6 protein-coding genes are annotated in these 12,091 nt (G+C 69.9%); 2 read left to right on the top strand and 4 right to left on the bottom strand.

Annotated elements, in window-relative coordinates; genetic code table 11:
• Nucleotides 1–483: 483 nt before the first annotated feature.
• A complete protein-coding gene (locus OHS70_RS22970; protein WP_328399991.1) occupies nucleotides 484–5,448 on the bottom strand; it encodes an NAD-glutamate dehydrogenase in 4,965 nt (1,654 codons plus the stop codon).
• A 445-nt stretch (nucleotides 5,449–5,893) separates the two neighbouring features.
• On the opposite strand from OHS70_RS22970, the gene OHS70_RS22965 reads away from it, so the two are divergent.
• The gene (locus tag OHS70_RS22965; protein WP_328399988.1) at nucleotides 5,894–6,460 is read left to right on the top strand and encodes a DJ-1/PfpI family protein; all 567 of its coding nucleotides are present in this window, start codon (nucleotides 5,894–5,896) and stop codon (nucleotides 6,458–6,460) included.
• Nucleotides 6,461–6,519: 59 nt separating this feature from the next.
• On the opposite strand, the gene OHS70_RS22960 is transcribed toward OHS70_RS22965, so the two are convergent.
• Nucleotides 6,520–7,185 (bottom strand): HAD family hydrolase, encoded by a 666-nt coding sequence (locus OHS70_RS22960; RefSeq protein WP_328399986.1) that lies wholly within the window; start codon nucleotides 7,183–7,185, stop codon nucleotides 6,520–6,522.
• Nucleotides 7,186–7,241: 56 nt separating this feature from the next.
• Nucleotides 7,242–7,748: a DUF6912 family protein gene (locus OHS70_RS22955; RefSeq protein WP_328399984.1), complete on the bottom strand. Its 507-nt coding sequence runs from the start codon at nucleotides 7,746–7,748 to the stop codon at nucleotides 7,242–7,244.
• A gap of 280 nt (nucleotides 7,749–8,028) precedes the next feature.
• Between OHS70_RS22955 and OHS70_RS22950 the strand changes: the two genes are divergently transcribed.
• Nucleotides 8,029–8,451 (top strand): Rv3235 family protein, encoded by a 423-nt coding sequence (locus tag OHS70_RS22950; RefSeq protein ID WP_328399981.1) that lies wholly within the window; start codon nucleotides 8,029–8,031, stop codon nucleotides 8,449–8,451.
• 777 nt (nucleotides 8,452–9,228) lie between these two features.
• Here the strand turns inward: OHS70_RS22950 and secA are convergent.
• A complete protein-coding gene (gene secA, locus OHS70_RS22945; protein WP_328399979.1) occupies nucleotides 9,229–12,048 on the bottom strand; it encodes a preprotein translocase subunit SecA in 2,820 nt (939 codons plus the stop codon).
• Nucleotides 12,049–12,091: the final 43 nt, after the last annotated feature.

Genomic DNA, 12,091 nt, shown 5'->3' with positions numbered 1-12,091 from the left:
ACAGCACAGCCACCGCACGGAGAACCACACCGCCGCCACCGCCCGGACCGCAACGCACCCGCTCCCGCGAGGGGCCGAACCGACGCCGCCCTCCCCGCCCCACGCAGCCCGGCCGCGCCGCCGAAGCACCGGACCGCCACCCGGCAGGCAACGCACCCGCGGTCGCACCCGCACCCGGCGCTCGCCCGCGCCGAGCCGCACCGCTCCACCGACTGGAACGCCGAGTGGCCCGGTGGGTACCGCCCCGGAAGCCCGCCGCCCGCGACCGGCGCGCACGGTCCGGGCGCCCCCGCGGGCGTCGCCGCCGCGCGCACCAGACGCTCCCCCTCCCGCGAGGGGCCGAACCGACGCCGCCCTCCCCGCCCCACGCAGCCCGGCCGCAGGAACCGGTGCCGACGTACGGACGGCGCCCGCCTGGGCCGATGCGCCGAGGGGCGCCTCGCACCGGGTTCCGGTGCGAGGCGCCCCTCGGTCGACCACGTACTAGCCGTGCGTCCGCAGCAGCTGGCGCATCGTCCGCATCGCGACCGACAGGTTCGCCAGGTCGAACATGTCCGAGTCGTGGATCTCCTCCAGCGTCGACCGCGCCCGGCCTAGCAGCGCCGCGTTCTTCTCTTCCCAGGTCTTGAACCGCTGCTCCGGGGTGGAGCTGCCGTTGCCCACGCTCAGCACGTCCGACGTCAGTGCCGCGTGTGCCGCGTACAGGTCCTCGCGGATTGCGGCGCGGGCCATGGACTGCCAGCGGTCGGACCGCGGCAGTTCGATGATCCGGTCCATGAGCTGGGTGATGCTCAGCCGGTCCGCGAGGTCGTAGTACACATCGGCGACAGCCAGAGGTTCCTGCCCGGTGCGGTCCGCGATCGCGACGATGTCGAGCGTCGGGAACGCGGACGAGAACCCGGCCACCCGCAGCGCGAGTTCCTCCGGGACGCCCGCGCCGGTGAGCTCGTCCAGGATGTTCTGGTACCACTCCAGGTCCGCGCCGCGCAGCATCTTCGGCAGCCCGGCCCACACCTGCTCCACCCGATCGGCGAAGAAGCCGATCGTCTCGGCGAGCTCCAGCGGCTGCGGTCGGTTGCCCAGCAGCCAGCGCGTACCGCGCTCGACGAGGCGGCGGGAGTGCAGCCTGATACGGGTCTGAACGTCGGACGCGACCTTGTTGTCGAGCGCCTCGACGGCGTCCCACACCGCGCCGAGCCCGAAGATCTCGCGCGCCGCGGTCTGTGCCCGCACGACCTCCTCGATCGACGCCCCGGTCTCCTCGCGCAGGCGGTGCAGGAACGTCGAACCACCGGTGTTCACGGTGTCGTTGACCAGCACGGTCGTGACGATCTCACGGCGCAGCGCATGCGAGTCGACCGCGTCGGGGAACTGCTCGCGCAGTGGCTTGGGGAAGTAGGCGTGCAGCAGCCGGCGCAGATACGGGTCGTCCGGCAGGGACGTCCCGATCAGCTCGTCCGCCACCGTGATCTTGGTGTAGGCGAGCAGGACCGCCAGCTCGGGCTGGCTCAGCCCCTTGCCCGTGTTGAGCAGTTCACGGATCTGGCGGTCGCTGGGGAGGAACTCCAGCGACCGGTCCAGATGCCCGTCGCGCTCCAGGCGCCGCATGTAGCGCTGGTGGGCGTGGAGCAGCGACGGCGACTGCGCGACGGCGTTGCTGAGGGCCACGTTCTGCGCGTAGTTGTTGCGCAGCACGAGCGCGCCGACCTCGTCGGTCATCTTCGCGAGCAGCTGGTTGCGCTGCTTGACCGTCAGATCGCCGTCCGTGACCAGGCCGTTCAGCAGGATCTTGATGTTCACCTCGTGGTCGGAGGTGTCCACACCGGCGCTGTTGTCGATCGCGTCGGTGTTGATGTGGCCGCCGTTGCGGTCGAACTCGATCCGGCCGAGCTGGGTCAGCCCCAGGTTGCCGCCCTCGCCGACGACCTTGACCCGCAGGTCCTCGCCGTTGACGCGGATGGTGTCGTTCGCCTTGTCACCGACGTCGGCGTGCGTCTCGGTGTGCGCCTTGACGTAGGTGCCGATGCCGCCGTTCCACAGCAGGTCCACGGGGGCCTTGAGGATCGCCTGCATCAGCTCGGCCGGCGTCATCTTGGTGACGCCCGAGTCGATGCCCAGCGCCGTGCGCATCGCCGCGTTGACGGGAATGGACTTGGCCGCACGCGGGTGGATGCCGCCGCCGGCCGACAGCAGCTCCTTGTTGTAGTCGGCCCAGGAGGAGCGGGGCAGCTCGAACAGCCGGCGGCGCTCGGCGTACGAGACGGCCGCGTCCGGGTCCGGGTCGATGAAGATGTGCCGGTGGTCGAAGGCGGCCACCAGGCGGATGTGCTCGCTCAGCAGCATGCCGTTGCCGAACACGTCACCGGACATGTCGCCGACGCCGACGACGGTGAAGTCCTGGGTCTGGGTGTCGTGGCCGAGCTCCCGGAAGTGCCGCTTGACCGACTCCCAGGCGCCGCGGGCGGTGATGCCCATGCCCTTGTGGTCGTATCCGGCCGAACCGCCGGACGCGAAGGCGTCGCCGAGCCAGAAGCCGTAGGAGACGGCGACCTCGTTGGCGATGTCCGAGAACGACGCGGTGCCCTTGTCGGCGGCGACCACGAGGTACGTGTCGTCCTCGTCGTGGCGGACCACCTGGGCCGGCGGGACCACCTCGCCGCCGACCATGTTGTCGGTGATGTCGAGCAGCGCGGAGATGAAGGTCCTGTACGCGGCGATGCCCTCGGCCAGCCACGCGTCACGGTCCACGGACGGGTCCGGGAGCTGCTTGGCGACGAAGCCGCCCTTCGCGCCGACCGGCACGATCACGGTGTTCTTCACCATCTGCGCCTTGACCAGGCCCAGGACCTCCGTACGGAAGTCCTCACGCCGGTCGGACCAGCGCAGACCGCCGCGGGCGACCTTGCCGAACCGCAGGTGGACGCCCTCGACACGCGGGGAGTAGACCCAGATCTCGAACGCCGGGCGGGGTGCCGGCAGGTCCGGGATCGCCTGCGGGTCGAACTTCATCGACACATAGCCGTGCGGCTCGCCGCCCGCCGCCTGCCCCTTGCTGCCTCCATCGCCGGCGCTCTGGAAGAAGTTCGTCCGCAGGGTGGCCTTGATGACGGTGAGGAAGGACCGCAGGATCCGGTCCTCGTCGAGCGAGGCGACCTGGTCGAGCGCGCCGTCCAGCTCCTCGAGCAGACCGTCGGTCAGCTCGGTGCCTGCGTGCTGCCGCTCCGGCGACATCCGGGCCTCGAAGAGCGAGACCAGCAGCCGCGTGGTGTGGACGTTGGTACGGAGGGTGTCCTCCATGTAGTCCTGGCTGAAGGTCGAACCGGCCTGACGCAGGTACTTGGCGTACGCGCGCAGCACCATGGCCTGCCGCCAGGTGAGCCCGGCGCCCAGGACGAGGGAGTTGAAGCCGTCGTTCTCCGCCTGACCGGTCCACACCGCGGCGAACGCGTTCTGGAAGCGCTCGCGGGCGTCGTCGCCGAAGTAGTCGCCGCCGTTGCCGGCGGGCAGCGGGATCCGCAGGCCGAAGTCGTAGACCCAGGCATGGGTACGGTCGGTGCAGCGCAGCTCGTAGGGACGCTCGTCGATCACCTCGACGCCGAGGCGGTTGAGGACCGGCAGCACGGCGGAGAGCGAGACCTGGTCGCCCATGCGGTAGATCTTGAACCGGCGCTCGCCCGGCGCCGCGCCGACCGGCTCGTACAGCGACAGGGCGAAGTCCTTGTCGCTGTGGCGCAGCTGCTCCAGGTGGACCAGGTCGGCCACCGCGGCGCGCGGCGAGTGGTCGGCCTTGTAGCCCTCGGGGAAGGCGTGGCCGTAGCGGCGCAGCATCTCGGCGGCGCGCTCCTCGCCGCACTCGGCGTTGAGCGCCTCGGCGAAGCCGTCGGCCCAGGAGCGGGCGGCCTCCACCAGCCGGGCCTCGATGCGCTCGGTGTCGGCGTCGGTGAGATCGGGCAGCTCGGTGCCGGGCGGGACGCGGATGACGAAGTGCAGCCGGGACAGGATCGACTCGGTGTTCCAGGCCGTGAAGTCGACGCTGGTGCCGCCGAGCTCCTCCTTGAGGATGTCGATGATCCGCAGCCGGACGCCGGTGGTGTAGCGGTCGCGGGGCAGGTAGACGAGCGCGGAGTAGTAGCGGCCGTACTCGTCCTGGCGCAGGTACAGCCGCAGCCGGCGGCGCTCCTGCAGGTACAGCACGCTGGTGACGATCTCGCGCAGCTTGTCGACCGGGGTCTGGAAGAGCTCGTCGCGCGGGTAGGTCTCGAGGATCTGCAGCAGGTCACGGCCGTCGTGGCTGTGGGGCGAGAAGCCGGCGCCCTTCAGCACCTCGTCGACCTTGCGGCGCACGACGGGCACACGGCGCACGGACTCGGTGTACGCGGCTGACGAGAACAGACCGAGGAACCGGCGCTCGCCGATCACATTTCCCTGCTCGTCGAACTTCTTGACGCCGACATAGTCCAGGTAGCTGGGGCGGTGCACGGTGGACCGGCTGTTGGCCTTGGTGAGGATGAGCAGCTTGTGCTCGCGGGCCTTGGCGCGGGCGTCGGCGGGCAGCCTGCTGAAGGACGGGGAGACCGGGTGGTCCTCGGCCTCACTGTGGTGCGGGTCGGAGCGCAGAATGCCGAGCCCGGTGCCGGGCACGGCGGCCAGCGCGTCGTTCTCGGTGAGCGTGTACTCGCGGTATCCGAGGAAGGTGAAGTGGTCTTCGGAGAGCCAGCGCAGCAGCTCGCGCGCCTCCTCGACCTCCTCCGCGTTCAGATCGTCGGCGAGGGACTCGTCCGGCAGCTGGTCGGCGATGCGCAGGGCGCAGTCGCGCATCTTCTCCCAGTCCTCGACGGCCTCGCGGACGTCGGACAGGACGCGCAGCAGATCGGCGGTGATCTGCTTCAGGTCGGCGCGGTCGGTCTCGCGGTCGATCTCGACATGGATCCAGGACTCGACGAGCGCGTCGTGCGGCAGGTCCTCGGTGTTCCTCCCGTCCGGCAGCACCTCGATCAGCTTGCCGGTCAGATCGCGGCGGACCACCAGCTGCGGGTGGATCACGACATGGATGCCGCGGCCCTGCCGGGAGAGCTCATTGGTGACCGAGTCGACGAGGAAGGGCATGTCGTCGGTGACGACCTCGACGACGGAGTGGCTGGAGGTCCAGCCGTTCTCCTCGACGGTCGGCGTGTGCACCCGGACGTTCGCCGTGCCCTGCGGGCGGTTCTCGGCGAGCCGGTAGTGGGAAAGCGCCGCACCGAAAATGTCGACCGGGTCGCGGTCGGTGAGGTCCTCGGGAGCGGTGTGCAGGTAGTAGCGCTGGAGATAGGAGAGCAAAGTGTCCCGGTCGGGACGCTTCCCCTGCTCGGCCCCAGTCGGAAGGTGCCCCCCGACCGGGCTGTTCTCAGCTACCCGGGCAGCCCGTGCGAGCAGCTCGGCCTTGGCTTCGTCCAGCTTGGTCTGCATGTCCTCTGGCTCCTGTCGCGCGCCGTTGCGTGACGTAGGTGAAATGTGCGGCGCAACGCCATGACGCGGGGTCTCCGGTCGGATTCGACGTTATGCCGCGGTGAGAGATGCCCGAGCCGGTTCCGGCCATTTCTGGCGGACGGGTCGGACAGAGACGATCAGCGATCGCCCGGGCGCTGTGGCGCTCCGGGCGCGGTCCCCCAGCTGTCGCGGGGCGGTGCCTCGAGGGGGCTTCGCTGCCCCCATGGCATATCGCGCTGATCACGGGTCCAGGCTATCGCCCCGCACCCCCGAACCGTCATGAGCCGTATGTGTACAAAAGCGGGGTCCGAAGTTTGACACTCTGGACAGCGACAAAAGCCCACTTGGCAAGCATCCGACGGCGGTGCACGTTTGATCTGGGGCACCACGGACACCGTCGACAGCCCGAACACCGGGAGCAGCCATGACCACGAAAATCCTGATTGTCACCGGGGATGCCGCGGAGTCGCTGGAGGTCCTCTACCCCTACCAGCGACTGCTGGAGGAGGGGTACGAGGTGCACATCGCGGCACCCACCCGTAAGAAGCTGCGGTTCGTCGTGCACGACTTCGAGCCGGGTTTCGACACCTACACCGAGAAGCCGGGCTACACCTGGCCTGCGGACCTGGGCTTCTCGGAGGTCGACCCCGGCCAGTATGCCGCAGTGGTGATCCCGGGCGGGCGGGCTCCGGAGTATCTGCGCAACGACCCGGAACTGCGCAAGATCCTCAAGGCCTTCTTCGACGCCGACAAACCGGTGGCGCAGATCTGCCACGGCCCGCTGCTGACGGCGGCCATCGGCAGCCTCGAAGGGCGCAGGGTCACCGCGTACCCGGCGCTGGAGCTGGACATGCAGGCGGCAGGGGCGTCCTTCCAGGACGCGGAGGCGGTCGTGGACGGCACGCTGATCTCGTCGCGGGCCTGGCCGGACCAACCGGCGTGGATGCGTGAGTTCATCAAGGTGCTGCGCGCGAAGTCGCCGGTCACCTAGGCCCTGTCGGCGGGGTGCGCTTCTGCGCTCCCCACCGAGGCGGTGCTCCTGGCACGCCGTCATGCGGCGAGACGCAGTGCCTCCTCCACGGCCTCGGCGAGCGTGTCCACCACGGGCACGCCCACCGACTCCAGGCTGGCCCTGCTGTGCGAGCCGCCGGTGTAGAGCACGGCCCGCGCACCGACGTGCGCGGCCGCGAGCGCGTCGTCGACGGCGTCCCCGATGACCACGGTGCGGCCGGGGACGGCGGCGCCGTCCAGGGCCTTCAGATGACGCTCCATGTGCAGCGCCTTCGTGCCGCCGGACGGGCCGGTGCGCCCGTCGACGCGGATGAAGTGGCTCTCGATGCCGTATCCCCGCACGACCGGGACCAGCTGCTCGTGCCCGTACATGCTCAGCAGCGACTGGCTGCGGCCGGCCCGCTGCCACTCGCGCAGCAGGTCCTCGACCCCGTCGGTGAGACCGCAGCCGATGCGGTGCTCGGTGTAGTGCCGATGGAAGGCCTCGTCCATGACGGCCCACTCGGCCTCGGTGGGCAGCCGGCCCATCAGCCGCTCGTAGAAGCGGGGAATCGGGATGCAGTACAGCTCGCGGTAGCGCTCGAGCGTGATCAGCTCCAGACCGATCTCCGCGAAGGCGGCGTTGGTCGCGGAGATGACCGCGCCGATGTCGTCGAGCAGTGTGCCGTTCCAGTCCCAGACCAGGTGCGTGCTGTGCTTCCCCATGTGAAAACCGTACCGGGTGGCTCCGACAACCCGTGGCGGCCAGGGCCTGCCGTGGATCAGCCGACGATGTTCGGGATCTCCTGCACGCCGTACCAGAGCAGCTCGTGGTCCTCGGCGCCGTCGACCGTGAAGCGGGCGTCCTCGTCACCGTGGTCGGCGGCGCCCAGGGCATCCACCGCGGCAAGGACGTCGGCCACCGCGTCGTCGGCGTCGACATGGACCGCGGCCGCCTTGGCCATCGGCACCGCGGCGGCGATCCGAACCTCGCCGAGCGCTGCGGGGTCGAGCGCGCGGTCGGGGTCGGCGACGGCGTCCTGGTCCGGTACGTCCACGGCGACGACCACGCGGCGGCGGGGGGCGTCCGGGACGCCGGCGAGCAGGCGCAGCGAGGCGGCGGCGGCGCGGTTGAGCGCGGCGTACTCGAGCTCCTCGATGTCGTCGGAGACGTACCACTCGCGCAGTGCCGGCGTGACGGCGTAGGCGGTCAGCGGGCCGGGAGCCAGTTCGCCCGCCTTGTACGCCTGTGCAAGACCGGGGAGGGTCAGGGGGACGTAGACGCGCATGGATGGCCGCTTTCGTAGTCGGGAGACGCCCTCAGGATACGTGCGGCGTACCCCTTCCGGGTGCCGCCGCCGCCTTTGTGCACCGTCCACACCGCACCCCCTTGGATGCCCGTGCGACAAGGGCCGGTACGGGTTCCGGTCACCCTGATAGGTGAATCCTGTGGCGCGGTCCGCGAAGGGGATGCACGCGTTGCGGCGGCGCGGAGCACGCCGTAGAAGATCACCAACGAAGTTACCTCCCGGTACTCATTCCGGGACCGGCACATCGGGGGCGATCTGCATGGACAGGACCCGGCCCGCAGGACGACGTGACCAGAACCGGCCGGCCGTGGCAGCGGCGGCAGCACTGACACGCGCCCGGAGCAGGCAGCACAAACCGCACTACTGGTTCGCCGACCGTCTGCTGGCGGTGCTGAGCGGCCGCCGGCCGGTGCACTGGATGCTCGGCCACACGATCGGCGAGGCGTACGACCAGCTGGTCCGTCTCGCCCCAGGAGCACCCCTGCGCCCGGTGGACCGGGTGACCCCGGTGATCCGCCACTGCGGCGAGTTCCACCCCGGCCCGGGCGTGATCGAGGCCTTCGCCCGCATCGGCTCGGGCGACCGGGTCAGCGCAATGGCCTTCCGCCTGGAACAGGGCCGGGACCTGCGCTGGCGCTGCGCGGCGGTGGAACTGGGCGGCGAACGGACGGGGGCGGGCTGACCTGGGTACACGAGAGAACGGGGCCGCACCGGACCTGCGCCGGGGCCCTCGGAGGGACACCAGGTGGACGGCTCGCACCGGAGCACCCGGCCGCACCCGGTGGAACGGACCCCGCACCGGACCGGGGCGGGCCCCGGCCGGCCCCCGCCGGCCACGAAGGGACGCGCGGGGCCGAGTGGCACCCGGCCTGATCCCAAGTGGACGGGCGCCCCAGTCCCGGGCGGGCCCCAGAGCCGCACACCAAGGACACGGACGGGACCGGGCACGCACCCAGAGGGCGGAGCGACCGGTCCCTCCCGGACCGGACCGGGCACACGGCGGGAACACCCGCCCGGGCGAGGCGGAGTCGGCTCGGAGCCGGCGGACGGGGCGACTTCACCGTCGACCCGGCCGGCACCGGGCCCGGTCGGGTCGATCGGACCCGCGGACCGGTACGACCGCGCCCACTGGGCGGCCGTCAGGCCGCCCGGTCCGGCCCGGCCGGGCCTCTTCCCTCCCGGGGGCAGCAAAGGGCGCCAGACGCCCCCGTCCACCCGCCTGGCGCCTTGCCCGCACTGGCCCGGCGTGCCGGAGGGCACGTCGTGGAGAGCCGAGGACCGTGACGAACTGCTCCTCGTCCTGGCGGCTCAGCGCTCGTCGCGAGCGCGGCCGATGCAAAGAAGCTGCTCACCCACGACCACCAGGACCGAGCCGCGTGTCGGGATACGCAAGAGGCCGGGGCCGGACACCCTGCTCGGTGTCCGGCCCCGGCCCTCATGTGGTACTCACCGCGCACGCCTACTTCTTGCGGCGCCGGCTGGCACCCTTCTGCGCCTTGCGCCGCTCCGCGCGCGTCATCCCGTCCGACTCGGACCGTGCCGAGCCGTCGTCGTCGACGAGGTCACCCTCGATGATGCCGCCCTCGCCGTCCACCGTCGGAGCCGAGAAGTGCAGCCGGTCGCGACGCTGCGGGGCGTCCAGGCCCTTCGCACGGATCTCCGGCCGGCCGGCGCCCGCAGGCACGGCGTCCTGCTTGGCCAGCGACGTCTTCTCCGCCGTGTCCTGCACCGGGATCTCCTCGACCTGCTGCTCGACCTGGACCTCCAGGTTGAACAGGTAGCCGACGGACTCCTCCTTGATGCCTTCCATCATGGCGGTGAACATGTCGAAGCCCTCGCGCTGGTACTCGACCAGGGGGTCCTTCTGCGCCATTGCGCGCAGGCCGATGCCCTCCTGGAGGTAGTCCATCTCGTAGAGGTGCTCGCGCCACTTGCGGTCCAGGACCGACAGCACGACACGGCGCTCGAGCTCGCGCATGATCTCCGAGCCGAGCTGCTTCTCGCGCTCGTCGTACTGCTCGTGGATGTCTTCCTTGATCGACTCGCCGATGAACTCGGCGGTGATACCGGCCCGGTCGCCTGCCGCCTCCTCCAGCTCCTCGATCGACGCCTTCACGGGGTAGAGCTGCTTGAACGCGCCCCACAGGCGGTCCAGGTCCCACTCCTCCGCGAAGCCTTCGACGGTCTCGGCCTCGATGTAGGCGTCGATGGTGTCGTCCATGAAGTGGCGGATCTGCTCGTGCAGGTCCTCGCCCTCCAGGACGCGGCGGCGCTCACCGTAGATGACCTCGCGCTGCCGGTTGAGCACCTCGTCGTACTTGAGCACGTTCTTACGCGTCTCGAAGTTCTGCTGCTCGACCTGCGACTGGGCCGACGCGATCGCGCGCGTCACCATTTTGTTCTCGATCGGGACGTCGTCCGGCACGTTGGCCATGGCCATCACGCGCTCGACCATCTGCGCCTTGAACAGCCGCATCAGGTCGTCGCCGAGCGACAGGTAGAAGCGGGACTCGCCCGGGTCGCCCTGACGGCCGGAACGACCGCGCAGCTGGTTGTCGATACGCCGCGACTCGTGCCGCTCGGTGCCCAGCACGTACAGACCGCCGAGCTCCTTGACCTCGTCGTGCTCGGCCTTGACGGCCGCCTCGGCGCGCTCCAGCGCGGCGGGCAGCGCCGCGGCCCACTCCTCGACATGCTCGACCGGGTCCAGGCCGCGCTGGCGCAGCTCCGCCTCGGCGAGGTCGTCGGGGTTGCCGCCGAGCTTGATGTCCGTACCGCGGCCGGCCATGTTGGTGGCGACGGTGACGGCGCCCCTGCGGCCCGCCTGGGCGACGATCGTCGCCTCCCGGTCGTGCTGCTTGGCGTTCAGGACTTCGTGCTGCACACCGCGCTTGTTCAGCTGCTGCGAGAGGTACTCGGACTTCTCGACCGAGGTGGTGCCGACCAGGATCGGCTGCCCCTTGTCGTGCTTCTCGACGATGTCGTCGACGACCGCGGCGAACTTGGCGACCTCGGTGCGGTAGATCAGGTCGGACTGGTCCAGACGGACCATCGGCCTGTTCGTCGGGATCGGGACGACGCCGAGCTTGTAGATCTGGTGGAACTCGGCGGCCTCCGTCATGGCCGTACCGGTCATTCCGGACAGCTTGCCGTAGAGGCGGAAGAAGTTCTGCAGGGTGATCGTGGCGAGGGTCTGGTTCTCGTCCTTGATGTCCACCCCTTCCTTCGCCTCGATCGCCTGGTGCATGCCCTCGTTGTAGCGGCGGCCGGCGAGGATACGGCCGGTGTGCTCGTCGACGATCATGACTTCGCCGTCGATGACGACGTAGTCCTTGTCCTTCTTGAACAGTTCCTTCGCCTTGATGGCGTTGTTCAGGTAGCCCACGAGCGGGGTGTTCACCGACTCGTAGAGGTTGTCGATGCCCAGCCAGTCCTCGACCTTCGCGACACCGCTCTCGTGGATGGCGACCGTGCGCTTCTTCTCGTCGACCTCGTAGTCGCCGGTCTCCTCGATGCCCTTGAGCGGGTTGCCCGGCTCGCCCTTGGTCAGGCGGGTGACCAGCTTGGCGAAGTCGCCGTACCACTTGGTGGCCTGGTCGGCAGGGCCGGAGATGATCAGCGGCGTACGCGCCTCGTCGACCAGGATCGAGTCGACCTCGTCGACCACCGCGAAGTTGTGGCCGCGCTGGACGAGCTCGTCCTTGGACCACGCCATGTTGTCGCGCAGGTAGTCGAAGCCGAACTCGTTGTTGGTGCCGTACGTGATGTCGCAGTTGTACTGCTCACGGCGCTGCGCCGGGGTCATATTGGCGAGGATGCAGCCCACGGACAGGCCGAGGAACTTGTGGACGCGGCCCATCATCTCGGAGTCGCGCTCGGCCAGGTAGTCGTTCACCGTGATCAGGTGGACGCCCTTGCCGGACAGCGCGTTGAGGTAGGTCGGGAGCGTGCCGACGAGGGTCTTGCCCTCACCGGTCTTCATCTCGGCGACGTAACCGAGGTGCAGGGCGGCGCCGCCCATCAGCTGCACGTCGTAGTGACGCTGGCCGAGGACGCGCTTGGCGGCCTCGCGGACGGTCGCGAACGCCTCGGGGAGCAGGTCGTCCAGGCTCTCGCCGTTGGCGTGGCGCTCTTTGTACTCATCCGTGAGCGCCCGCAACTCGGCGTCGGAGAGGGAGACGAAGTCCTCCTCGATGGAGTTGACCTGGTCCGCAATGCGGTGCAGTTTGCGCAGGATCTTGCCTTCGCCTGCACGCATGAGCTTGTTGAAGACGGACACTGAGGCTGGTCTCCTTGCCGGTCGGGCCTGGCACTGGGTCGTT

Origin of the sequence: Streptomyces sp. NBC_00390, from assembly GCF_036057275.1 — a bacterium.
GTDB lineage: Bacteria > Actinomycetota > Actinomycetes > Streptomycetales > Streptomycetaceae > Streptomyces.
This window is presented reverse-complemented; position numbering and strand designations above follow the sequence as displayed.